The organism is Dyadobacter sp. CY345, from assembly GCF_021502725.1.
Lineage (GTDB): Bacteria > Bacteroidota > Bacteroidia > Cytophagales > Spirosomataceae > Dyadobacter.
Genome location: NZ_JAKFFS010000001.1, coordinates 1786442 through 1810370, shown reverse-complemented (window position 1 = coordinate 1810370; position 23929 = coordinate 1786442). Strand labels below are relative to the sequence as shown.

The 23929-nt window shown below is 40.1% G+C and carries 22 protein-coding genes; 16 read left to right on the top strand and 6 right to left on the bottom strand.

Annotation, left to right across the window (positions count from 1 at the left end):
• Positions 1 to 27: 27 nt before the first annotated feature.
• Entirely contained in the window at positions 28 to 606 is a 579-nt protein-coding gene (locus L0657_RS07620; protein WP_235149925.1) for an O-methyltransferase, read from the bottom strand.
• Between the two features lie 199 nt (positions 607 to 805).
• On the opposite strand from L0657_RS07620, the gene L0657_RS07615 reads away from it, so the two are divergent.
• Together L0657_RS07615 and L0657_RS07610 are read left to right on the top strand one after the other, a co-directional pair.
• Positions 806 to 1993, top strand: a complete 1188-nt coding sequence (locus tag L0657_RS07615) for a class I SAM-dependent RNA methyltransferase (protein WP_235149924.1) — start codon at positions 806 to 808, stop codon at positions 1991 to 1993.
• A gap of 97 nt (positions 1994 to 2090) precedes the next feature.
• Entirely contained in the window at positions 2091 to 2666 is a 576-nt protein-coding gene (locus L0657_RS07610; protein ID WP_235149921.1) for a hypothetical protein, read from the top strand.
• A gap of 164 nt (positions 2667 to 2830) precedes the next feature.
• On the opposite strand, the gene L0657_RS07605 is transcribed toward L0657_RS07610, so the two are convergent.
• Positions 2831 to 3100, bottom strand: a complete 270-nt coding sequence (locus tag L0657_RS07605; protein ID WP_235149920.1) for a hypothetical protein — start codon at positions 3098 to 3100, stop codon at positions 2831 to 2833.
• 211 nt (positions 3101 to 3311) lie between these two features.
• On the opposite strand from L0657_RS07605, the gene L0657_RS07600 reads away from it, so the two are divergent.
• The 9 genes from L0657_RS07600 to L0657_RS07560 all read left to right on the top strand — a co-directional run bounded on the left by L0657_RS07600 (position 3312) and on the right by L0657_RS07560 (position 15586).
• Positions 3312 to 3680, top strand: coding sequence for a hypothetical protein (locus tag L0657_RS07600; RefSeq protein ID WP_235149918.1), 369 nt, complete (start codon positions 3312 to 3314; stop codon positions 3678 to 3680).
• A 200-nt stretch (positions 3681 to 3880) separates the two neighbouring features.
• Positions 3881 to 5488 (top strand): response regulator, encoded by a 1608-nt coding sequence (locus tag L0657_RS07595; protein ID WP_235149916.1) that lies wholly within the window; start codon positions 3881 to 3883, stop codon positions 5486 to 5488.
• 4 nt (positions 5489 to 5492) lie between these two features.
• Positions 5493 to 9098: a response regulator gene (locus L0657_RS07590; protein ID WP_235149913.1), complete on the top strand. Its 3606-nt coding sequence runs from the start codon at positions 5493 to 5495 to the stop codon at positions 9096 to 9098.
• A 49-nt stretch (positions 9099 to 9147) separates the two neighbouring features.
• Positions 9148 to 9513 (top strand): response regulator, encoded by a 366-nt coding sequence (locus tag L0657_RS07585; protein ID WP_235149909.1) that lies wholly within the window; start codon positions 9148 to 9150, stop codon positions 9511 to 9513.
• Between the two features lies 1 nt (position 9514).
• On the top strand, positions 9515 to 10327 hold the full coding sequence (locus L0657_RS07580; protein WP_235149908.1) for a protein-glutamate O-methyltransferase CheR: 813 nt from the start codon (positions 9515 to 9517) through the stop codon (positions 10325 to 10327).
• Positions 10309 to 10893: a chemotaxis protein CheB gene (locus L0657_RS07575; protein WP_235149906.1), complete on the top strand. Its 585-nt coding sequence runs from the start codon at positions 10309 to 10311 to the stop codon at positions 10891 to 10893. The genes L0657_RS07580 and L0657_RS07575 overlap by 19 nt, the downstream gene beginning before the upstream one ends.
• A gap of 192 nt (positions 10894 to 11085) precedes the next feature.
• Complete coding sequence (locus tag L0657_RS07570) at positions 11086 to 12711, top strand: NADP-dependent glyceraldehyde-3-phosphate dehydrogenase (RefSeq protein WP_235149904.1); 1626 nt, start codon at positions 11086 to 11088, stop codon at positions 12709 to 12711.
• 426 nt (positions 12712 to 13137) lie between these two features.
• Entirely contained in the window at positions 13138 to 13560 is a 423-nt protein-coding gene (locus L0657_RS07565; RefSeq protein WP_235149902.1) for a hypothetical protein, read from the top strand.
• 607 nt (positions 13561 to 14167) lie between these two features.
• Positions 14168 to 15586, top strand: coding sequence for an SDR family oxidoreductase (locus tag L0657_RS07560; RefSeq protein WP_235149900.1), 1419 nt, complete (start codon positions 14168 to 14170; stop codon positions 15584 to 15586).
• Positions 15587 to 15648: 62 nt separating this feature from the next.
• Here the strand turns inward: L0657_RS07560 and L0657_RS07555 are convergent, their stop codons facing one another.
• Positions 15649 to 16452 carry a helix-turn-helix domain-containing protein gene (locus L0657_RS07555; RefSeq protein WP_235149893.1) on the bottom strand — a complete coding sequence of 268 codons (804 nt, stop codon included), beginning with the start codon at positions 16450 to 16452 and terminating at the stop codon, positions 15649 to 15651.
• A gap of 252 nt (positions 16453 to 16704) precedes the next feature.
• Here L0657_RS07555 and L0657_RS07550 point away from each other — a divergent pair, with 252 nt between their 5' ends.
• The 5 genes from L0657_RS07550 (at position 16705) to L0657_RS07530 (ending at position 21053) form a co-directional block, all read left to right on the top strand.
• Positions 16705 to 17610, top strand: coding sequence for a MerR family transcriptional regulator (locus L0657_RS07550; RefSeq protein ID WP_235149885.1), 906 nt, complete (start codon positions 16705 to 16707; stop codon positions 17608 to 17610).
• Positions 17594 to 19102 (top strand): NAD(P)/FAD-dependent oxidoreductase, encoded by a 1509-nt coding sequence (locus tag L0657_RS07545; protein WP_235149883.1) that lies wholly within the window; start codon positions 17594 to 17596, stop codon positions 19100 to 19102. Before L0657_RS07550 ends, L0657_RS07545 begins: the two co-directional genes overlap by 17 nt.
• 2 nt (positions 19103 to 19104) lie before the next feature.
• Positions 19105 to 19941 (top strand): phytoene/squalene synthase family protein, encoded by an 837-nt coding sequence (locus tag L0657_RS07540; protein WP_235149881.1) that lies wholly within the window; start codon positions 19105 to 19107, stop codon positions 19939 to 19941.
• A gap of 81 nt (positions 19942 to 20022) precedes the next feature.
• A complete protein-coding gene (idi, locus tag L0657_RS07535; RefSeq protein WP_235149880.1) occupies positions 20023 to 20538 on the top strand; it encodes an isopentenyl-diphosphate Delta-isomerase in 516 nt (171 codons plus the stop codon).
• Positions 20539 to 20546: 8 nt separating this feature from the next.
• Positions 20547 to 21053 carry a sterol desaturase family protein gene (locus L0657_RS07530; protein ID WP_235149879.1) on the top strand — a complete coding sequence of 169 codons (507 nt, stop codon included), beginning with the start codon at positions 20547 to 20549 and terminating at the stop codon, positions 21051 to 21053.
• Here L0657_RS07530 and L0657_RS07525 read toward each other — a convergent pair.
• The 3 genes from L0657_RS07525 to L0657_RS07515 are packed head-to-tail and all read right to left on the bottom strand — an operon-like array spanning position 21050 to position 23889.
• Positions 21050 to 22186 carry an NAD(P)/FAD-dependent oxidoreductase gene (locus tag L0657_RS07525; RefSeq protein ID WP_235149875.1) on the bottom strand — a complete coding sequence of 379 codons (1137 nt, stop codon included), beginning with the start codon at positions 22184 to 22186 and terminating at the stop codon, positions 21050 to 21052. The genes L0657_RS07530 and L0657_RS07525 overlap by 4 nt on opposite strands.
• Positions 22179 to 22874 carry a methyltransferase domain-containing protein gene (locus L0657_RS07520; RefSeq protein WP_235149868.1) on the bottom strand — a complete coding sequence of 232 codons (696 nt, stop codon included), beginning with the start codon at positions 22872 to 22874 and terminating at the stop codon, positions 22179 to 22181. Before L0657_RS07520 ends, L0657_RS07525 begins: the two co-directional genes overlap by 8 nt.
• A complete protein-coding gene (locus L0657_RS07515) occupies positions 22867 to 23889 on the bottom strand; it encodes a type III polyketide synthase (RefSeq protein WP_235150432.1) in 1023 nt (340 codons plus the stop codon). The genes L0657_RS07520 and L0657_RS07515 overlap by 8 nt, the downstream gene beginning before the upstream one ends.
• Positions 23890 to 23929 lie beyond the last annotated feature (40 nt).

Below are 23929 nucleotides of genomic sequence, written 5' to 3'. Positions count from 1 at the left end.
ATCTCAGGCTTTTTGTTTTATAGCAGATTATAATTTTACAGCTATCACGATTCCCGTCGCCCAAACCAGTTTTGTTATTGCAAGATCTTTTCGCGCTTCTAAATCCTTGATCAGATTTTTTGCTTTTTGGTCATGTCCCTCCGGCCAGTTTGGCTGCGGCATCATGTCATCGATGATATAAATTCCACCTTTGTTCAACATTTCTAAAACCTCATCCAGCAGCAAATATTTTCCATGCCAGGTATCTGCGAAAATATAATCAAATCTCATTTCCAGATTATTTTCTACCCATTCTTCTCCGTCCGCAAGTACCAAAGCCAGGCGAGAATCTTGTGACAAATACCGATCGGCAATGTCTAAAAACTTCTCATCATTATCGATTGACAGCAGCGTGGAATTTCTATCCATACCCGCAAGAATCCACGAGGTCGACAATCCCGTACCTGTTCCGAGTTCCAGAAACCTACCTGATGGCTTTGAAGCGGCCAGTGTTTTCAGCAATGAACAAGTCTGAATATCAGACGCCATGTTAAAGCCGGAGGCTTTGGTAGCCAGATCAATGGCCTCGTATGCATTTGGTAAGGGATTGTTAATTTCCTGTGTCATCAGAAGAATGTTTCGTTCAGATGGAAAAATAGATAAAATTTTACCGAAATCATACGCTGTACTGTTCAAATTTGAAATATTATTGACTATCAGGTAACTTTCCACGAAGATTCAATCCAAACATTTCCCCGAAACGCATCAAAACTCCGAGGCGAACCGTTACCTTTGCGGCCTTACTTTTAGCATTGAACAAAGTTTTATGTCATTATATACAACCGAATCCTCGATTATCATTACCTGCAATAAACGTCTTGCGCCTTATCTGGAACAGGAAGTGAAGGATCTCGGATTTACAATCGAAGAGGCTTTTGTTACTGGTGTCCGCGTAAAAGGAACCATGAACGACTGCATTGTTCTTAACCTGAATTTGTATTGCGCCAGCCAGGTGTTGTACAGTTTGGAAAAATTTCAGGCAAATAATCCCGATGAAGTTTACACCCATTTACTAAAAATGGAATGGGAGAATATTCTTCCTGATCCAGGTTATTTTTCGGTAACAAGCAATGTTCAGCATCCGACGATCAATAACGGAATGTTTGCTAATCTACGCGTTAAAGATGCTGTTGTGGATCGGTTAAGAGAAAAACGGGGAACGCGCCCGTCAACAGGTTCTGAATTGACAGGTGCGGTTGTACATCTTTTCTGGAAACATGAAAATGCTGAAATTTTCATGGATACCTCCGGCGATTCGCTTGCTCGTCACGGTTATCGAAAAATACCCGGACGGGCTCCGATGCTCGAAGCATTGGCTTCCGCAACAATTCTTGCGAGCCAGTGGGACAGAAAGTCTCCATTTGTCAATCCTATGTGCGGATCGGGCACGCTGGCGATTGAAGCTGCTTTAGTTGCGAGTAATACACGGCCGGGATTGTTCCGTGACAATTTTGCTTTTATGCATATTCAGGGTTATGATAAAGAGGTTTATTACAACGAAATGTACAAACTCGAAGATCAGATCGCGGAAGTGCCTGGACTCCGGATTCTTGCCACAGATCTAAGTGAGCTTGCTGTCAACAATGCTAAGAAAAACGCTATTGCTGCCGGCGTAGCCGATATGATTGAATTCGGTGTTTGCGATTTTGCTGATACCGAAGTTCCGGAAGGCGCAAAAGGTGTCTTTTTTGTAAATCCGGAATATGGCGACAGACTTGGTGAAATTGATGAACTGGAAGAAACCTATGCCAGGATCGGTGATTTTATGAAGCAGAAATGCAAAGGTTATTTTGGATACGTTTTCACCGGAAACCTAGATCTTGCCAAAAAAATTGGCCTGAAAGCAAAACGCAGAATTGAGTTTTATACCAGCACGATCGACTGCCGCTTATTGGAATATGAGCTGTATGAAGGAACCCGTGCGGTGAAAAATGTTGTTCCCGATTCAATATAAGCATTCCTAAAACGTTACTTTCCACAATAGTTAATATGAAGTTTTCAATAAAGCGGAAACTTCATATTTTTGTTTTGTGCGCCATAAATCGGATCCAATGAAAATAAGTTTTGTCGTAATCTTCTTTTTGGTTTGCTTGTCCTCCTGTCAATGGGTTGGCAATACACCGAGTTTTGGAGACGATTATATTACTTATAAAATAAGTAAGGGAAATCACGAAATTGATAATAACTCCAATGGACTTTTTACAGGAAATGAACTGAAATTCCAGGCAATTTTTGACAGCACTTGCATATACCAGACAGCGAATCCCGGAAATCAGCATGACATTAATAAACTGCTCGGATTTTCGGATTGTAATACGCAGCATCATGTAAACAGCGCCCGCTTTGGCTGGAACTGGCGCGAAAATGCCTTACGGATTTATGCCTACGTATATATTGCAGGCCAGCGACAAGAGAAAGAATTAGGAACCGTCGAACTAGGGAAATCGTCAAGTTACAAGCTTAGCACACTGAACGATACCTACGTTTTTGTTTTGAATGGAAATTCGACCATTATGCCACGTCATTGCTCGGGCGGATTAGGAATATCCTATAAACTTCTCCCCTATTTTGGTGGCGATGAAGTTGCTCCTCAGGATATTAACATAAAAATCAGAAATATTGAATAAATCCGTTCAACCGGTTTTAAACAATTCGATGCGCAACTGCACTCCCTGATAATTCATTATTAGAATTTAAGTCTTTTTAGTCATCATTTTACTTGCTATTAAACAAAAAAACGAGCGCCCATTTTCATGACCGCTCGTTCCGCATATTGGGTTATTCATTTAAACTATTCATCAGATATACTTACACCTGTATTTAATCTGCCTGCTTTTCTGGCACGCACTGTTAACCTCGGTTTAAAATAAGGCTCCTCCTTTGTTACTTTTACTTCACGACTGCCTGTTCCCACTTTTTCTAATTTTCTTTCCTGAATAATTGGGTTCATTATCTTGGCAACCTCTTCTCGTTTCCCAGCTTTCATATCCTCGAACGCACGGGTTGAAGTTTTTCGCCTTGTTGTCATATCAAGGCCGTTAAGTTGACTTTCTCTGGCCATAATTTTAATAAGTTAATATTTAATATAATTAAAACAATATTAGTTGTTTCCCCTTCTACTACAAACTTCGTTCCAAAGCGCTAATAAATCGGCTCAGTTTTTATCTTTTATAAAACTTTGTAACAGAGTGAATTGACTTATATCAAATTTGCTATAATCCTTGATTTATAAGGGAATAAATTCCCCAGTTATATAATAAACTGTCAAAATTATGCCGCACAACATTAAATCAGAAAAAACGTCGCTGGACGAAATTCACGCGTTTCTATTAAAAATAGAAGAAAGTAATGAGGATACGGAGTATTCGTCTGACCAGGAATATATTGTGAATGCGATCATAGAGCTTGCAAGAGTAAAAGGGAGAATGCCGATCATCCAGGATTTTGAGAAAACATATATTCATCCGTTGATCACGATTCAAAAATGGATTGAAGAACTGAAACTCATTACAAATGAAGCGATAAACGATATCACATATGGCAGCAGACATTCCTTGTTCAAGAAAAAGATTACAGAAATGAACGGTTATGACGTAAGTCAGTTCATAATTTACTTGAAAGAAGATGGATTGATAAAATAGCAGCCGCTTAATAAATTCCAACTTACACCAGATCGTTTCTGCCTACTGACAAGACAGATTTTCGAATAAATTCGCATTACAGGTATGATATTTACGTATACACGTTTAAATTTGAATTATTTAGTTTTGAAAAGAATTTACGTTATGAATAGTATTGATATATACCACGTTTGGTCGCTCGAAAAATTCGCTTTCTGTCTATGATTCTTATTGTTGACGATAGATCCGAAAATATTCTCCCTCTGAAAAAAATTCTTGAACTGCATAACTTCAAAACTGACAGTGCGGAGTCCGGGGAAGAGGCTCTGAAAAAAATCCTAAACCACAGCTACTCGCTCATAATTCTGGATGTGCAGATGCCTGGTATGGATGGATTTGAAGTGGCCGAAGCTATTTCCGGCTTCAATAAAGCAAAAGACACGCCAATTCTTTTTCTTTCAGCGGTGAATAAAGAGAAAAAGTTTATCACAAAAGGATACACCTCCGGCGGTATTGACTATTTGACGAAGCCTGTTGATCCGGATATTCTCCTTCTGAAAGTTAAAACTTTCCATAAGTTATACGAACAACAGCAACAGCTCAAAGCAATCCAGTTGTCACTTCAAAGTGAGATAGAAACCCGCAAACAGGCACAGGAAGACCTTGCAGCTCATATGCAGGAATTGCAGTTTGTTCTGGAATCACTTCCCCAGATCGCTTTTACGATGTCAACCGACGGGAATATCGAATATGTGAATAAGCTCTGGTTTCAATATTCAGACAACACAAAAAATTTATTAGAGACCCATCCGGACGATCATCTTTGCGAGAGCTGGAAAGATTCGTTGCGAAACGGTTTAGAATTTTCGTGCGACCTACGTTTAAAGCAGCGTTCTACCGGAGAGTTCCGTTATTTTCTTTTAAAAATAATTCCTGTTGTCCAGCAAGGAAATGTGATTCGATGGGTTGGGAGTTATACCGATATTCACCAGCAAAAAATGGCCAATGAGGTTCTGGAACAGAAGGTTGAGCAACGAACCAAAGAGCTCGTCGTGAAAAATTCGGAACTGGAAACGACCAATCACGAACTTCAGCAATTTGCCTGGGTGGTTTCGCATGACCTGAAAGAACCGCTACGAAAAATTCAGACCTTCAATCATCTTATCAAAGACAAATTTCTCGCTGGCAATATTGAAGCGGAATCCTATCTGAACCGATCTATCAGTTCATCAAAACGGATGTCCAGCCTGATCAGTGATCTTCTGGACTATTCGCGTTTATCAATTTCGGCCAATTTCATCCTGACAAATTTAAATGAGCTGATTGACGAGATTCTGGAAGATTTTGAAGAAAATATCCATGAAAAACATGCCGTAGTGAAGGTTGGTCATTTGCCCCTCCTGGAAACAATTCCCAGCCAGATCCGCCAGGTATTCCAAAATCTGATCAGTAATGCTTTGAAATTTTCCAAGCCCGATACTTCACCCGTTATTTCCATCACCGGAGAAATTATTGAATACAAAAGTGAAGATTCCCCGGTTTCATCAACAGGAGATTTTTGCCGTATCACGATCAGCGATAATGGAATTGGTTTTGACGAAAAATTTCTGGACCGCATTTTTGTGATTTTCCAACGGCTTAATAATCAAAGCAGCTACGAAGGTACCGGTATAGGATTGGCGATTGCGAAAAAAATTATGGATAAACACAACGGCATTATTTCTGCAAAAAGCAGTGAAAATGAAGGCGCCAGTTTTATATTAGTTTTACCTCTATCCCAAAAGGGACAGCCCTCAGAGTCCTTGAACACAGACGAGCTTTATCAATAAGACCATGCCAAATACCTCTTCCAACTCCATTATCAAGCAGTTACAGATTGTCTTTTCTTTTTCAGTACTATTATTGGTTCTGAGTCTTTTCGCCTCGTTTTACAGTACCCAAAAACTAATACAAAATTCCAAGCTAGTCAATCATACCAACGAGGTTTTGATTGAAGCAGAGAATATTATGTCCAATATGAAGGATGCAGAAACCGGACAGCGCGGCTTTCTTGTGACTTTGGACGAATCTTTTCTGGAACCTTATAACGGAGCCTACGAAAAAACCACGGCTAGTTATAAGGCTTTGGTTCAGCTGACGAGCGACAATCCTGCACAACAGCGAAATTTGGCTGAGGTGAAGAAACTTTATGAAGCGAAGTTTATCCAAATGCAAAAGATCATCGACCGGACAAAACGGAATGATGCATATGCCTATAACATTTCGGAACGTCAGAAGGAAATGATCAATGGAAAAAAGGTCATGGATCAGCTGCGTAGTGTGGTTGAGCGAATAAATGTGGAAGAAAACAGAATTTTAAAGCAGCGCACCGAAGCACAGCAGGTCTATATTACCTACACACCTATTTTGCTTTTATTTGCAGCCTTGATTTCTATTCTGATCACCGGCTTTGCCTATATTAGAATCAAAAAAGATCTCGACAGTCGTATTAGAAAACAAAAAGAAGCGGAGGCCTTATATCAGGAAACCAATCAACGGATTACCGTAATCGAAGGAATTACAAAGATGGTGTCAGAGGGTGATTATACTGTAAGAAGCACAGATAATACCGACGATGAATTGGGAAGAATTTCGACAGCATTAAATTTTATGACCAATTCCCTTGAACAGACATTCAAGGATTTGTCGAATAAAAACTGGCTTCAGGCAGGTACGGTCAGACTAAGCGATGCGATACGCGGCGAACGGATTCTGTATAAACTCGCTGAGAATCTGATTGAACTCATAACGAGCTATATAAATGCTCCGCTCGGAACTGTTTATATTTTGGACAGAGACTGGAATTATAAGCTGGCAGGCTGTTTTGCTGCGACAAATGCACCGCAATCAATTAAAGCAGGAGAAGGACTTTCAGGACAGGTTATCAAAAACAAAACGCCGGTTATTATTCGTGACCTGCCTGAAAACTATGTGAAGGTTAATTCCTCCATTGGTCAAACCCCTCCGGTTTGTCTTGTAATTTTGCCTTTGGTTTATGCAAATGAATGTATCGGCGTCATCGAGCTGGGACTGCTTCGCGAGCCGAACGATCTTGAAATGCAATTCCTGACCAACAATCTTGAAATGCTTTCGATAGGCGTAAATGCTGCGCTGGATTATGTGAAACTTCAGGATTTCCTTGAAGAAACTCAGGCTCAGTCAGAAGAATTGCAGACACAGCATAACGAGCTCGAAAACCTGAACGCTGAGCTGGAAGCGCAAGCGCAAAAACTCCAGGCTTCGGAAGAAGAACTGAGGGTTCAGCAAGAAGAATTACAGCAAACGAACGAGGAACTGGAAGAGCGCAGCGGACTGCTGGAAGAAAAAAATATTGAAATTCAGAAAAAAGCTGAGGAACTGGAACTGACAACAAGGTATAAGTCCGAGTTTCTGGCCAATATGTCTCATGAATTAAGAACGCCTCTCAATTCGATCTTGTTGTTGAGCCGCTTACTTGCAGAGAATGACGAGAAAAATCTGAACAGCGATCAGGTAGAGTATGCAACCGTTATCCAGTCGTCCGGAAACGGCCTTTTAGGTTTGATCGACGAAATTCTGGATCTTTCCAAAATCGAGGCCGGGAAGATGGATCTTGACTATGCCAATGTTTCGATAAAAGATATTGCCTCTGAATTGAACGGACTTTTTAGCCCTGTTGCCCGTCAGAAGAACATAGATTTTCGAATTATTATTGAGGAAAGTATTCCCTCGATTATCGAGACAGACAGAATGCGTCTTGAACAGATTTTGAAAAACCTTATTTCCAACGCTCTCAAATTTACCTCCCAGGGCTCAGTGGAAATGACCGTAAAGTCAAGTCCTGTCAATAAAAAATCAATTTGTTTTGTTGTCAAAGATACCGGTATTGGTATTCCGCCAGAAAAGCAGCAATTAATTTTTGAAGCATTTCAACAGGCGGATGGCTCAACGAAAAGGAAGTATGGAGGAACTGGGCTGGGACTTTCTATAAGTCGCGAACTAGTTAAATTGTTAGGCGGAGAAATATCGCTGGCGAGTGTTGTTGGTGCAGGGAGTGAGTTTACTTTAGACATTCCGATTTTCCAATCTGCAATTACTACTGAACCTAAAAATAACAACTATTTCCAACATGCTGAGGAGGAAGTCGCGATCAAAAAAGTCGATGAGCCTAATTATCGATACCTCAGTAGCCTCATTCCGGAAAGCATCCCGGATGATCGAAGCGCAATTACTGAGCATGACAAATCCATCCTGATCATCGAAGACGACACAAATTTTGCAAAATCTCTTCTTGATTATACACGTAAAAAAGGATACAAAGGCATTGTTGCAGTTAGGGGAGACGAAGGCCTGGAACTTGCCGAAACGTTCAAGCCGCTGGGAATTTTGCTTGACATCGAGCTGCCGATCATCAGTGGCTGGGAAGTAATGGACAGACTCAAAGCGAACACGAAAACGAGACACATTCCGGTTCATATCATGTCTTCCCACAAGCTGAAAAACGAAAGCCTGATAAAAGGCGCCGTCGATTTTATTGATAAACCGATGGCTCTGGAAAAAATGCAGGAGATATTCAAAAAGATTGAATACGTGTTAAGCAAGAAGTCCAAAAAAGTCCTTATTGTGGAAGACAATCCGCAGCACGCCAAGGCACTCGCCTACTTCCTGGAAACGTTTAACATTAATTCCGAACTTAAAAGTGACGTCTCAGAGGGCATCGAAGCACTTAAAACCGAAGAAGTAGATTGTGTAATCCTCGATATGGGAATTCCCGATAAAAGCGCATATGAAATGCTGGAAGAGGCCAAGAAAAATCCTGGATTTGAAAATTTGCCAATCATTATATTCACCGGAAAAAGTTTGTCACTCTCCGAAGAGCTTCGGATAAAGCAATATGCCGATTCTATTATTGTCAAAACGGCACATTCATATCAGCGTATGCTTGATGAGGTCTCGCTGTTTTTGCATGTGGTTGAAGAGAACAAAAAACCTGCCGTTCGCGACGGAGATTTTAAAAAACTGGGAGCTCTGGAACAAATTTTAAAAAATAAAACAGTCCTGATTGCAGATGACGATGTGAGAAATATTTTCTCTCTTTCAAAGTCTTTGGAGAATTACAAAATGAACGTGATTACTGCGCTGGATGGTAAGGAAGCACTTCAAAAGCTGCATGAAAATCCTTCAATCGATGTAGTTTTGCTGGACATGATGATGCCGCAGATGGATGGTTATGAAACTGCCCGGAGGATACGAGAAAATTATCAATGGAAAAATCTGCCTGTTATTGCAGTCACTGCCAAGGCTATGACGGGCGACAGGGAAAAATGTATCAATGCTGGCGCGTCCGACTATATCACCAAACCTGTTGATATTGACCAACTTATGTCCCTATTGCGCGTTTGGCTTTACGGTAAATCGTAGAAAATATTTAATTTAAAAGAATTTACACATTCGACAATAACTAATAAATATGCATAAGAAAAGGGTGTTGATCGTTGATGATGATGCCAGAAACATTTTTGCACTTTCTGCTACCCTGCGTGCGAAATCATTTGACTGTATTTCATGTTCCGGAGCCCGGGAAGCGTTGGAAATATTACGAAAAGATGAGGTAATCGATGCCGTACTAATTGATATGATGATGCCGGATATGGATGGTTATGAAGCCATTCCATTGATCAAAAGTATTGAATCCAGAAAGAAGACACCTGTATTTGCAGTGACAGCACAGGCAATGGTCGGTGATCGGGAAAAATGTTTGCAGGCTGGTGCAGATGGTTATATATCAAAACCAATTAATGTAGACAATTTGTTGCAATTGTTAAGAGATGTTTGATATGACGATTGAGGATGAGGAAATAGACTTACTTCTAAATGACGTTCTCGAAATTTACGGATATGACTTTAATAGTTATTCCCGGGCTTCGTTAAAACGGAGAATCATAAGGCTATGCGCCCTGGACAAATTCCCCAGTTTTGCAGAATTGCGATACCGAATACGCACAGAAGAGGACTATTTAAAACGATTTGTTGAGGAAATTACGGTGAACGTAACAGAAATGTTTCGGGACCCATCCTTTTTTAAGGTTTTAAGAACAGACATTTTACCCATTCTCGGCACGAAACCATTTATAAGGATTTGGCATGCAGGATGTTCTACTGGGGAGGAAGTTTTTTCTATGGCAATCATGTTGCAAGAGGCTGATCTGCTAAAAAAATCTCTGCTTTATGCCACAGACTTAAACCCAAGTGTTTTAGAAAAAGTAAGGAAGGGAATTTTTCCGTTGACTCAAATGAAGCAGTATTCTGAAAATTATATTGCTGCGGGGGGTACCAAAGATTTTTCTACCTATTATACCGCAAATTATGGGCAGGCAAAACTTAATCAGGAATTATCTGATAAAATTATTATATCGACGCACAATCTGGTTTCCGATGGATCCTTCAATGAGTTTGACCTGATTCTGTGCCGAAACGTGCTCATCTATTTTGATAAAGATCTGCAAGAGCGAGCCTTGAAATTATTTGATGATAGCCTCGGAACGTTAGGTTTTCTGGCACTTGGATCAAAAGAAACATTAAAATTTTCAACCATACAATCAAGATTCAGACAGCTGGATAAAGAAAAAATATGGAAGAAAATGATATAAAAAAAACCTTTAAAGCGGTCGTAATCGGAGGCTCAGCGGGAAGTCTGTCTGTGTTATTTGAAATGCTTCCTAATTTACGGACCAATTTATCCGTAGCCATTATTATAGTTTTGCATCGTAAAAATTCAGGAGATTCCTCACTGTCCTCATTGTTGTCGACTAAAACGCTGATTCCAACCAAAGAAGTTGAAGATAAGGATCCGTTGATACCCGGGAACATTTACCTCGCACCCGCTGATTATCATTTATTAATTGAAAAAAAACGTTCTTTCTCACTCGACTCCTCTGAAAAAATCAATTTTAGCCGCCCCAGCATCGATGTAACTTTTGAATCTGCAGCCGACGTCTTTGGTCCGAAACTGGTTGCTATCCTGCTCTCCGGTGCTAATGATGATGGTACAGAAGGGCTCATTGCGGTGAAGCGAGCTGGCGGCTTTGTCGTTGCACAGAAACCTGAATCTGCTCAAATGCCTTATATGCCTCAACACGCCATAGCCAAAGTGGACATTGACCTGGTTCTGGATGTCGAAGAAATTTCCAACTTTATCAACTCGCTGGTAAAATAGGCAACAACACTCTCAATAAATACATATTGTTCATTGGAATAGTTAATATTTAAGAATAGTTTTGGGACAAACTATTTAGATATGGTAAAAAGAACAGGCTCGCAAGGGGAATATTTTATCTTATTTAATAATTGTCAAAAAGACATGTAAATTTATTGCAAATTGTAAATAACAACTATTTAAAGTCAGACAATGGATTTCAAAACTATTTTAGAGAACCTCTTTGTGGAAGCGAAAGATGTTCCGGCAGAATTCTCACTGCCCTCCGAAGTTCATCAGCGCGAGTACCTGAGCAACGGTGAAATGAAGCAATGGGACGGACCTGTTCATGAGGTGTTTTCACCGATCTGTATTAAAACTGAAAACGGATTAGAACGAAAACTGATTGGAAGTTATCCGGTCTGTACCGAAGCAGAAGCCCAGGAATCCCTCAACGCAGCCGTGGCTGCATATGACAATGGACGTGGCGCCTGGCCGACGATGAGTGTGTCCGACCGTATCAAACATGTCGAGCAATTTACCGGAAAAATGATCGAGCAGAAAGATATTATCGTCAAGCTCATCATGTGGGAAATTGGAAAATCTTTCGCTGACTCGACGAAAGAATTTGATCGGACGGTTGAATATATTTATGCAACAATCGATTCGCTGAAACATCTGGACCGTGATTCTTCAGGTTTTGAAATTGTCGATGGAATAGCGGCACAAATCCGACGTTCCCCGCTTGGGGTCGTTCTTTGTATGGGTCCGTTTAACTATCCGTTGAATGAAACTTTTACGACCTTGATCCCCGCGCTGATCATGGGTAATACTATTTTATTCAAACCCCCGAAATTTGGTACGTTGTTGCATTATCCGTTACAAGAAGCGTTCAGAGAATGTTTTCCAAAGGGTGTTGTGAATGTGATCTATGGACGTGGAAACGCAATTGTTCCAGGGCTCATGCAGTCTGGAAAGATCAATGTTTTGACGTTGATCGGATCCAGCAAGGTTGCCAATGAGTTGAAAAAACAGCATCCAAAAGTTAACCGCCTGCGCGCCGTCTTAGGGCTTGATGCGAAAAATGCGGCAATTGTTACCAAACATGCAGACATTAGTCTTGCAGTGAAAGAGACAATAACAGGTTCTTTGTCTTTCAACGGACAACGCTGCACCGCTCTGAAAATCGTCTGGGTTCACAGAAGTATTGCTGATGAATTTATTCAGCAATTTAGTGCAGCTGTGGCAGAATTGAAATTTGGTATGCCTTGGGAAAAAGGTGTTTCGCTGACTCCGCTGCCTGAGCCAAACAAAATCGAATACCTGAACGATTGTATCGCTGACGCAGAAGCAAATGGCGCGAAAATAATGAACGAAAATGGGGGAACTTCTGCGGCTTCTTTCTTTTATCCGGCTGTGGTTTACCCTGTGAACGATAAAATGAAACTGTATCGCGAAGAACAATTTGGTCCGATCATCCCGATTGTGCCTTTCGACGATTTGGAAGAAACCATCGATTTTTTGATTGAATCGACACACGGACAACAGGTTAGCATTTTCAGTGAAAACGCGGACGAAGTTGCCTGGCTGATAGACCCGCTGGTAAATCTGGTAAGTCGTGTAAACATTAATACGCAGTCACAACGCGGACCTGATGCGTTTCCGTTCACGGGCCGGAAGGATAGCGCGGAGGGTACACTTTCTATTCCTGACGCCATTCGCTCATTTTCGATCCGCTCACTAGTCGCTTTTAAAATGAATGAAAGTAACACCAATCTGATCAACGCTATCGTCAAAAGTGACAGCTCGAATTTTTTAAGCACGAAGTTTATTTTCTGATAAAACCACGCATTAACAACACCCGCAGTCACCGGAAACTCAGAAATTGTCTGAAAATATCCGGTAACTGCGGGATTCTTTTGTTTTATACTGCTATTTAGATTTAGTCAACGTTAAATGATTTCCTAGAACTATTTTTTAAAATTTATACCATAAATTACTGATATAAAATAACTTACAAAGATCAATTTAACGTGTCCGGCAAATAAATTTTTCTGATGAATGCCGAATAATAAAATTTATTTCTATTTTAACTTCAAATACGCTAATAAAAATCGCTCTTTGTGTTGTAGATATACGGGCGTTCCTATATTTGCAAATATTCATAAAACCGCAAGTCAAGTTTTTGATTGAAATGGTTTAAATAATATCAGTACTTAAAAGTCTAAATCACTAAATCCGTGATTAGATTACCCCGATAAAGAAATGTTAAACAAAGCCGTTACTACCATGGACCAGGACACAAAATTGAGTGCAGATTATATTGATTCTCAGATTGGAAATATCATAGAATACTACGACCGTTGGGAATTTGGAGAAGAACCATTTTTTGGAAAAGCTCGTATCAAAGGCCTGGCAGATGACGAATTTGGGAAGTTGAGAATTATTTGTGAAGTGCTGGAAGGAAGTGATCTTGAACTGGCTTATGAAGAAGAAGATAATTTTGTGCATTCAGACAATCGCCCGATTTATGCCGGAGCTCCTCCGTTTGAAATTTATTCTGCAAACTGGGTTACCACAGACGGAAAGAAAAAGAAACAAACTTTCATTTCTCTTCCTAATGAGAACGCCCGCGCTTATGCGGCGCAGCTTACTAATAGCAAAGTTGTTGTAAAGCGTATTTACTAAAAAAATAGAAAACCAGCTTCTTTCATGGAAAGAAGCTGGTGAAATAAATTGAAGTCTAGTGATCAGGCTGGTATCAAAAAAAGGCTGTTAAATTCCCTCTCCACTTCAAGCAGATGCCTGCGGCTAATTCCGCTATACGTTAATATCAATTCAAAGCCCTGTTCTTTGGATGATTTCTGTAATTTCCAGTATTTAGGATGACTGATCCCAATCGGAATTCGGAATGATTTTTCTCCCGGCTCCCGGATCAAAATTTCATATTCAAATTTTAATTTCTGTGTAATCGGATTCGGAATTGATTTAAAAATAACCTTTACTTCTCTCCGATTTTTTAACGTGAATACCTTCTCATGCACCATGGCTATCTTGTCTTTAATTTTGCTGATATAAAAATAACTTAAATTATAAAAATATCGGACAATTCAATGGAAAATTGTTAAAATACTTATCCAACGTTACATTATTGTTCCAATAAAGCAAATATTAGACGGCATTATCTCAGATTAGTAACATTTAATACTGCTTAAACATCAAATCTTTTTTGACAAAGATTTCGTAGGTATGGCTGATAAGATCTTTCGCAATAATCAGTAAAAAAAGTGATCATATGAAAATACTTTTAACAGGCGCTACCGGATATATTGGAAAGAGATTACTCCCCGTGCTGGTGGAAAACGGGCACCATGTGGTTTGCTGTGTACGCGATAAAGGCAGATTTGCCATTCCGGACTTACACCACGATCAGGTGAGCGTTATAGAAATCGATTTTCTTAATCCCGCCAGTTTGAATGAAATTCCAGAGGATATCGACGGGGCTTATTATCTAATCCATTCGATGTCCTCCAACTCTAAAAATTTTGCGCAGCTGGAAGATCAGTCCGCCGAAAATTTTCGTAACCGGATGAATAAGACGCGCGTAAAACATATCGTGTATTTGAGCGGGATTATAAATGATCAGAATTTATCCAAACATCTTGCCTCACGGAAAAATGTTGAGGATATTTTAAAAAGCGGAACTTATAACTTTACGACTTTGCGCGCCGGCATTATCATTGGCTCAGGCAGTGCGTCCTTCGAAATTATTCGTGACCTCACAGAAAAACTTCCAGTCATGATCACGCCGAGATGGCTGCAAACCAAATCGCAGCCCATCGGCATACGAGATGTGATCACCATGCTGGAGAAGGTATTATTTAATGAAAAAACGTTTGGATCAAGTTTTGACATCGGCGGCCCGGATGTGTTGACCTATAGACAAATGCTCCTGCAATATGCAGAGATCAGAAAGCTGAAACGATACATTATTACTTTGCCGGTTCTGACACCCAGACTTTCTTCTTACTGGCTTTATTTTGTGACGTCAACCACGTTTTCGCTCGCTACAAAACTTGTTGACAGTATGACCGTGGAAGTTGTTTGCCATGACAATAGATTGGCCACGTTGCTGGACATGCACCCCATGTCCTATCATGACGCCATTGCCGCAGCTTTTACCAAAATCGAGCAAAATGCAATTATATCAAGCTGGAAAGATTCTCTGATCAGCGGACGAATTAATACCAAACTCTCTCAATATGTGCAGGTTCCGGTTGACGGATGTTTCAAAGATGTAAAAAACTTTAAATTTAAAAACCGGCTGGATACGCAATCAAGGATCTGGGCGATTGGCGGCCATACTGGCTGGTATTACGCAACCTGGCTTTGGCAACTTAGGGGATATTTTGATAAACTGGCCGGAGGCGTTGGTATGCGCAGAGGGAGAACATCCGGAATAGATATCAACGCCGGAGATACACTCGATTTTTGGCGGGTCTTACTGGCAGATAAAAAACAAGGACGTCTGTTACTTTTTGCTGAGATGAAATTGCCGGGAGAAGCCTGGCTCGAATTTAAGATAGACGGCGACCGCCTTACGCAAACGGCAACATTTAGACCAAAAGGACTTTATGGAAGACTATACTGGTACTTATCATTACCATTTCATTTCTTCATTTTCAGAGGGATGATCACGGCCATCACAAAATAGAAGCTCAAAGGCTGTCATCAGCCCTGAGCTTCTATTCGTTAATACTACACCCAATATGGACTTTATTTTTTCAAATCTTTGATTTCATGCTGAACTTCCTGCAACATTTTTAATAACTGCTGCATATCGGTTTGCGGCTCAGGAAGCTGTTTACTATGGAAACTATAATATTCCCAAAGCTCAATGACATCGGAAACAGGGACCGTATAAGCAAAATATTGTTTATTGAAAGATTGCAGAAGCATGGTTCCATCGTCGTTAATCGTAACCTGCTTGAATACGAAATCCTGATCGCCTTTTAAGATGACGATACAAGGCGTTTCTTTTTTCAGTAACCGCCAATCCTGAACGTACCGCGTGATTACATCACTACCTTCCGGAACAGGCAACATCGAATCCCCGACCGTCGGGAACATACGGAATGTCCCGTTTTTTGGTAAGTTCGGCAGGTTAAATTTTGGCAGCCCTGCAAGAAATTCCGGGTCATTATATCCGGAACGGTATCCCGCTTTCGCTTTTACCGGAACATATTCCACATTTTCTGCCTCTTCCTTATCTACGGTGATCGCCAGTACCCGGATTTTACTACCTGACATATAGGCCTCACTCCCATCTTCGAGATCCTGCAACTTCTGCTCGGTAAGCGTAGTCAGATCTATTTTGAGAAGACAATCGATACTCATTTTAAAAAACTCGGAAGTGTTGACCAGATCCTCCACCGTGGGGTTCACCGTCCGGCCACTTTCATGGGCATTGAGCTTTACACGGGAAATTCCCAGTTTTTCGGCCAATGTCTCCTGACTCATTTTCTTACGAAGACGGAGATGCCTGATGTTTCCTGACCAAAATAATTGCTGAGCTGCCATAACGTATCGGATACTTTTGAAATCAATCAATAGATATTTTCAATATCAAATGTAGCAACTTTTTATAAAAAACCTACTCCACACTAAAAAAATCTTTTCAAATCTGTTAACGCGTGACATAGACGAAGGAAAAGGAAGCATACAAATAGTTCTCGAACGATTTTCCCCTGTGCCCGAAAGCTTCTGTTTTCATAAAATAAAATTGATTTATATAATTCGTTTAACTATTTTTAAAAAACATTAAACAGAATTATGGCTCTGTATTCTATCAAAGATCTGGAAAGAATTACCAACCAGAAGGCACATACCATCCGGATTTGGGAGCAGCGCTATGGCCTGCTGGAGCCGGAAAGAACACAAAGTAATATTCGGTTTTACGATGATCAGCAGCTAAAAAAACTGCTAAATGTTTGTATGCTTATCACGCGGGGCAGAAAAATATCCCACATTAGTAAACTCAGCGATAATGAGTTATCAGAGGAAATCGATAAGATAATTGCCGAGTCATTTCAAAGCGAAAAACACGTTGAAGTGATCATCGATCAGGCACTGATTGCAATAACAACCTATGACCAAGTACTTTTTGATCAGTTATTTTCCAACTCGGTTAAGCGTTTTGGTATGGTCAAAACCTACACTAAAATCATGTATCCGCTACTTGTTCGCACAGGACTAATGTGGATAAAGGATGATTTGCTTCCGTCGCAGGAACACTTTTTGACAAATCTGATCAAACAGAAACTTTTTTCAGCGATTGAAGAATTACCGTTGCCTGAAAAAGCAGATCAGACCTGGATATTATTTTTAAACGAATCGGAGGATCATGAAATAGGGCTTCTTTTCGCCTATTACCTAATCAGGCAGTATGGAAAAAAGGTTGTTTATCTTGGGCAGCGTGTTCCGTATGATGATTTATCTAATGTTGCCCAACGGTGCAGTCCAACTCATATGTATTCATTTTTCGTGAGAAATCAGCCTGAAAATGAATTTGACAACTTATTGACCCAGCTGGCAAAGGACTTTGCCGATTGTTCAATTCTGATATCAGGATCGGATGAAGTGATGGGCAAAACCGCAGAACGGAAAGGAATAACAATGATATACACAATTGAAAGTTTAATTCAAATTTTAAAAACACAAAATGAGTCAGGGAAATAGTAATTCCATGCATAAAAAAGAGTCGACAATTGCTGTGATTGGTTCCGGTTTTGCAGGAATGGCAGCCTCGGCAGTGTTGGCGCAAAACGGTATCGACGTTACTATTTTCGAAAAAAACGCGACGATCGGCGGGCGCGCCCGTTCCTTCGAAAGTAATGGATTCGTATTTGATATGGGCCCGAGCTGGTATTGGATGCCGGACGTTTACGAAAGTTATTTCAATTTATTCGGTAAAACAACGGCTGATTTTTATGACCTAAAACAGTTGGATCCGGGATTTGCGGTAGTTTTTGGTGGAAATGAGGTGTTTGACATCCCGGCCGATTTTGAGTCCGTCTGCGAGCTTTTTGAAAGTATTGAACCCGGAAGCGCTGCAAAACTCCGCAAGTTTATAGACGAAGGAGAGTTTAAATATCTGGTTGGAATGGGTGATATGGTCTACAAGCCCAGTCATTCTATCACCGAATTTATTAGCCTGAAACTGTTTCGCGACGCCTTGAAAATTCAGCTTTTCTCCTCGTTTAGCAAACACGTCAGACAGTATTTCAAGGATCCACGATTGCTTGCGATCATTGAGTTCCCGGTCCTTTTCCTGGGTGCCATGCCAAAAGATACCCCGGCGTTATATAGTTTAATGAATTTTGCAGGTCTCAAACAAGGCACTTTCTATCCCATGGGCGGATTTGGAAAAGTAGTCGAGGCTTTCAAAAAAATATCTGAAGATTGCGGAGTGAAATTTGAGACTTCGCACCCGATTCATTCCCTGGAAATCAAATCCGGCTCTATAAGCCATATTCATACGAACGGAAAGTCTATCTCAACTGACGGCGTCATTGGCAGTGCTGATTATCAACATATAGAAAATAGTTTATTACCCGAATCTTTTCGATCTTACAAAGAAGATTATTGGGAGGACCGGACTTTTGCTCCGTCCTGCCTGCTTTTTTATCTGGGCATTGACAAGAAAATTGATAAGCTAAGGCATCACAATCTATTTTTCGACGAAGATTTCGAACAGCATGCTTTTGAAATTTACAAAGAGAAAAAATGGCCAACCAAGCCGTTATTTTATGTTTGTTGCCCTTCTAAAACGGATCCGTCCGTAGCGCCGGAAGGCTGCGAGAATATTTTCGTTTTGATGCCTATTGCCATTGGTTTAACTGAAACAGAAGAAATTAAGGAAGAATATTACAATACTTTGATGACACGCCTAGAAAAATTTGTAGGCGAGAATGTGCGAGAGCATGTTGTTTACAAGAGAAGTTATTCGGTGTCAAATTTTGTAAACGATTATAATGCTTACAAAGGGAATGCATATGGTTTGGCAAATACGCTGATGCAAACGGCGTTTTTCAAGCCAAAAATGAGGAGCAAAAAAGTTGATAATTTATACTATGCCGGCCAGTTGACAGTGCCGGGACCAGGCGTGCCTCCATCCATAATATCGGGCAGGATCGCTGCTCATGAACTTATTAAATTCCTAAATAAATAACCATGAAAGTGATTTTTGATACGTTATCCGCTTCGTGCAGTAAGAAAACAACTCAATTATACAGCACGTCCTTTTCTTTGGGAATTAACTTCCTTGACAAGAAATTTCATGCACCAATTTATGGCATTTATGGATTTGTACGCCTTGCTGATGAGATCGTGGACAGCTTTCACGACTATGACAAACATTTTTTAATTGATAAAATCAGGAAAGATACAGTTGAGGCAATAGAACAGAAAATCAGTATTAATCCAATTCTTAACAGCTTTCAGGAAGTAGTTCATAAATATAATATTGAGTGGGAATTGATCGATACTTTTCTGAAAAGTATGGAAATGGATTTATATAAAACAACGCATACCGTTGATTCCTACAATCAGTATATTATGGGCTCGGCGGAAGTAGTAGGGTTAATGTGTCTAAGAGTTTTCACAGAAGGCAATTATGTCACTTACAATGATTTACATCCGTATGCGATGAAGCTTGGATCTGCTTTTCAGAAGGTCAACTTTTTGCGTGATCTAATGGCTGACTATCAATTACTTGGTCGAAATTACTTCCCGGATATCGATTTCCGCTATTTTACATTTGAAGATAAAACAAAAATTCAGGATGAAATTGAAGCAGAGTTTGACCAGGCGCTAATAGGTATCAAACAGCTGCCTGCCGGAGCGAGGCGTGGCGTTTATCTCGCTTATTTTTATTACAAAAAACTATTTCTCCGTATCAAAGAATGTCCACCAGAAAAAGTGATGACAGCCCGGATCCGAATTCCTGATTATAACAAAATCGGGTTAATGTTTCAGTCATTATTTCGTCATCAATTTGATCTTTTATGACAATTTTTTGTTGTTATAATCAGTAATATAAAAGCAGGTCAGGTATCACCTAGCTTTTATAACACCTAAATCCGGATCAGAATGAGTAATCAGGTTGTTTTAGTAAATGAGAATGATGATGAAATCGGTTTAATGCCGAAACTCGAAGCACATCAAAAAGGTGCTTTGCATCGTGCATTTTCAATCTTCATTTTTAATACAAAGGGAGAAATCCTGCTTCAGCAGCGGGCATTTGGAAAATATCATTCAGAAGGTCTTTGGTCAAACACATGTTGCAGCCACCCCTATCCGAATGAAAGTACGGTGAATGCCGCCAAAAGGCGACTATATGAGGAAATGGGAATACATTCTCCCTTGAACTTTTTATACTCGTTCCAATATCAGGCGGCGGTGGACAATGGCCTGATCGAACATGAACTCGATCATATTTTCTGGGCGGTTTCAGACGAAAAACCTGAGATTAATGCGGAGGAAGTATTGAATTATAAATATATCAGCCCTCGGGAACTTCGGGCTGATATGATAAAAAACCCCGGTAGTTACACCGAATGGTTCAAAATTTGTTTAGATGAAGTTTTGAGTAAAATTAAATTATAGACGATTTTATGAGTCCTGTTTTTGTTAACATTTTGATTGTGATTGCCACTTTTGTTGGTATGGAATGCGTTGCCTGGCTTGCACATAAATATCTGATGCACGGCTTGTTCTGGTTTTTACACCATGATCATCATCAAAGAGATGACGGTGATTTTTTTGAGAAAAACGACTTCTTTTTCCTAATTTTCGCTACCCCAGGAATCCTATGTTTGTTACTCGGCGTACAGAACGATTTCAACGCACTTTTCTGGATCGGTACAGGAATCACTCTTTATGGTATGGCCTATTTTCTAGTTCATGATGTTTTCATTCACCAGCGATTTAAGATTTTCAGAAATACCGAATCATTTTATTTAAAAGCGATCAGAAGGGCGCATAAAGTGCACCACAAACATCTGGGCAAACATGAGGGAGAATGTTTCGGTATGTTATGGGTATCGTTCAAATATTTCAGAGAAGCCAAAGCATCGCTTGATAAGCAGAAACAAGGTGCTAAAACGCAGATGCGCGCTTAAAATTTTTCCCCGTGCGTCAGGGAAACCAATTTGTTCATCAACAACGGAAACTTGCTCAGCGCGCGCAGGGCAATATCCGTTGTATTTTTTTTGCCAAACAGATTTTGAAGATAATAACCTGATTTAATTCGCTTCTCAAAAGCATAATCCCAGGCCTTTTGATAATTCGTAGCTGCGGCACCTAAAGTAATTTTTTCGTCAAAATAGGGAATCAACAGATCTGCCAACAATTTGGAAGCCCGCATTCCCATACTCATTCCATTACCGCACAAGGGTGTTATCGAACCTGCCGAATCGCCTAGCAGAAATATTTCATTTACCAAGGTTTGTTTCTTTTGAAATTGAATATTACTAATAACCATAGCCTGAGAATTCACAAACTCAGATTCAGTAAAATATTGTTTCAACAACGGATTTTTATATAGAATTTGTCCTTCCATTTGTTTGATATCATTCCCATTCTCACGCAGATTTTTCGCAGTGGTTAGATAACATAAGCAGTATGCCCCGGTGCCAACTTTTGATATGCCGCAATAACCATCTTGGAAATTATGCAGCTCTATGCGATTTGCGGCTAGGTTAGTATTGATATAATATTTAACACCGATAAATTTTGTAGATTCAGATTGTTTGGTTTTATTAAAATCCGGATCACTATTGATAAACGCCGGAGTATATTTGCCATAACTTCCGCAAATTATCTTCGATTCGAACAAACCCCGCGTTGTCTCGATTCGACGATTTCCGACACCGCTCCCGGATACGTTGTATACCTTGCAATTTTGTACTATTTCCACTCCTTTATCAGCTGCAATTTTTGCAAGCTGCGAATCAAGCGTGAAACGGCTGATACCAAAACCTCCTAAGCCGAGTTGATGGTTGAGCATAAATCCTTTCTCAGAACTTATTCCCAGTTCATTGATAATGGGCAGATCAAGTTCGTTTAACGGCATACCTAAACGCGCAAGAAAATCCCAGCTTTCCATGGAAATGTATTCACCGCAAACTTTATGAAAAGGATATTGATTTTTCTCAAATAAAACAACTGAAATACCATGCTCTGCCAGTTGAATAGATAGACAAAGTCCGGCTAAACCACCACCAATAATCGCGCAATCATAGGTGTTAGACATCGGTTCCATAAATTATTATTTCATGCCTGAACGCCCACTTGTTTTTAACGGTATAACGGACAGCGCCAGATTTTTCGAGAATTGAAACCCACTCTTTTTTCTTAAAACCCCTGAGAACTGATAACGGTGCATCATTTTTCACAAGATAGGATTTTGAAAAAAGACCTGTTAAAATTTTAATTGCATAGTAAGCCAGCGGATTCCTTTCCAGGTCGTTGATCAGCAAGACTGTCCTGTTGTTAATCGCGAATTTAATAAGGTCAACCAGTTCTGCGGTTGTGAGGTGATGACAAAAAAGACAGGCGTGAACGATGTCGATTTTTTCAACATGCTGATATATATTTCTATAATCGTCGCAAATAAAAGTAATTCCCGCCGTTCCAGAGTTTTTCTCTGCATACTGAATACATACCGGTTTCAAATCAACTCCATACAAATCAACGACATATCCATGTTTCATTCGCCATTTTTCAATTCGCTTTAACGTATCTCCTCCTCCACATCCGATATCTACGATTGTATATTTTTTTTCTGATTTAATTATTTTTTTTAAACCTGAAAAGGATATGTCATAGCCACCTAGCCAATGGTTTATAAAATCAAGTTCACGCAGGTTTTGAAATAAATCTTTTTCCGGAATTTCCTCCTGATCGAGCAGTTCTTTGTCCTTACTTCTAAACTTAAACATATTGAAGCTGCATTGTTTCAATGCTTAATCCAGGTCCGAAAGCTGCGGTGAAAATCTTTTCTCCAAGATTAGCCTGCTCCGCTTTATCAAGCACTTTTTTCAATACAAACAAAACAGTCGGTGAAGACATATTTCCGTAGTTTTTAAGAACTTCATAAGTTTCTGAAAGCGATGATTTATCAAGACCCAGTGCCAGGGCAAAGTCGTCGACAATCTTCTTTCCGCCAGGATGAATCGCCCAATGCGCAATGGAAGAGGGAGAAAGCCTGATTTTATCTAACATTGGTAGAATATTTTCCTTTATTAACCCCGGAACGTAAGAAGTCAGGTTCATAATAAAACCGGTTTCAGATAATTGCCAGGCCATATCACGGTAGCCGTTGTGAAGGATCATCGAATCAAATCTGTTTACCTGAATTTTCTTTTCAGAGAACTCCTGATTGGGCTGAGAACTAAGAATCACAGCCGCTGATCCGTCACCAAATATTAAGTTAGAAAGCAGGTAATCATCGTTGAATCTCTTTTGAAAATGAATGGTGCAAAGCTCCGTGCATACGATCAGGACATTTGCGTCTGCCAGGCTTCTGCAAATGGCATCCGCGCTTTTCAAGGCTATGATAGCCGCATTGCAGCCCATAAAATTAATGCTGCTACGCTGCGTTGCTGGGTTCAGGTCAAGTTCCCGGATCATTTCAATATCCAGACCAGGCGCGAATAATCCAGTACAGGTTACGGTGATCAGGTGCGTAATGCCATGCTTGCGTTGATCAAAATTTTCAATTTTTCGAACGGCCTTAATTGAAAGTTCAGTGGCGTATTTTTTATATACCTGCATCCTTTCAGAAAGACCTAGCTCGCCCATAAAATATTGGTCAAACAATTCGATTTCCTTCACGTCCTCTTCAAAATCCTTAACAACGGAATACCGACTTTCTATACCAGTTTTCGCAGAAACAATCTTAATCTTCCGTTGGGAAAGCTCGTCGTTCGTCGAGTTCATGTAAAAAGTACTCAATCTTTCTTGCGAAAAACAATTTTCAGGTACTGCGGTTTCA

Excerpts from the sequence above, each read along its gene's own strand:
- L0657_RS07520 (WP_235149868.1), bottom strand. The coding sequence starts at position 22,874 with ATGTTTAAGTTTAGAAGTAAGGACAAAGAACTGCTCGATCAGGAGGAA.
- L0657_RS07545 (WP_235149883.1), top strand. The coding sequence starts at position 17,594 with ATGAGTCAGGGAAATAGTAATTCCATGCATAAAAAAGAGTCGACAATT.
- L0657_RS07575 (WP_235149906.1), top strand. The coding sequence starts at position 10,309 with ATGGAAGAAAATGATATAAAAAAAACCTTTAAAGCGGTCGTAATCGGA.
- L0657_RS07605 (WP_235149920.1), bottom strand. The coding sequence starts at position 3,100 with ATGGCCAGAGAAAGTCAACTTAACGGCCTTGATATGACAACAAGGCGA.
- L0657_RS07560 (WP_235149900.1), top strand. The coding sequence starts at position 14,168 with ATGAAAATACTTTTAACAGGCGCTACCGGATATATTGGAAAGAGATTA.
- L0657_RS07550 (WP_235149885.1), top strand. The coding sequence starts at position 16,705 with ATGGCTCTGTATTCTATCAAAGATCTGGAAAGAATTACCAACCAGAAG.
- L0657_RS07530 (WP_235149879.1), top strand. The coding sequence starts at position 20,547 with ATGAGTCCTGTTTTTGTTAACATTTTGATTGTGATTGCCACTTTTGTT.
- L0657_RS07600 (WP_235149918.1), top strand. The coding sequence starts at position 3,312 with ATGCCGCACAACATTAAATCAGAAAAAACGTCGCTGGACGAAATTCAC.
- L0657_RS07565 (WP_235149902.1), top strand. The coding sequence starts at position 13,138 with ATGTTAAACAAAGCCGTTACTACCATGGACCAGGACACAAAATTGAGT.
- idi (WP_235149880.1), top strand. The coding sequence starts at position 20,023 with ATGAGTAATCAGGTTGTTTTAGTAAATGAGAATGATGATGAAATCGGT.
- L0657_RS07570 (WP_235149904.1), top strand. The coding sequence starts at position 11,086 with ATGGATTTCAAAACTATTTTAGAGAACCTCTTTGTGGAAGCGAAAGAT.
- L0657_RS07590 (WP_235149913.1), top strand. The coding sequence starts at position 5,493 with ATGCCAAATACCTCTTCCAACTCCATTATCAAGCAGTTACAGATTGTC.
- L0657_RS07540 (WP_235149881.1), top strand. The coding sequence starts at position 19,105 with ATGAAAGTGATTTTTGATACGTTATCCGCTTCGTGCAGTAAGAAAACA.
- L0657_RS07610 (WP_235149921.1), top strand. The coding sequence starts at position 2,091 with ATGAAAATAAGTTTTGTCGTAATCTTCTTTTTGGTTTGCTTGTCCTCC.
- L0657_RS07595 (WP_235149916.1), top strand. The coding sequence starts at position 3,881 with ATGATTCTTATTGTTGACGATAGATCCGAAAATATTCTCCCTCTGAAA.
- L0657_RS07620 (WP_235149925.1), bottom strand. The coding sequence starts at position 606 with ATGACACAGGAAATTAACAATCCCTTACCAAATGCATACGAGGCCATT.
- L0657_RS07580 (WP_235149908.1), top strand. The coding sequence starts at position 9,515 with ATGACGATTGAGGATGAGGAAATAGACTTACTTCTAAATGACGTTCTC.
- L0657_RS07585 (WP_235149909.1), top strand. The coding sequence starts at position 9,148 with ATGCATAAGAAAAGGGTGTTGATCGTTGATGATGATGCCAGAAACATT.
- L0657_RS07615 (WP_235149924.1), top strand. The coding sequence starts at position 806 with ATGTCATTATATACAACCGAATCCTCGATTATCATTACCTGCAATAAA.
- L0657_RS07525 (WP_235149875.1), bottom strand. The coding sequence starts at position 22,186 with ATGTCTAACACCTATGATTGCGCGATTATTGGTGGTGGTTTAGCCGGA.
- L0657_RS07555 (WP_235149893.1), bottom strand. The coding sequence starts at position 16,452 with ATGGCAGCTCAGCAATTATTTTGGTCAGGAAACATCAGGCATCTCCGT.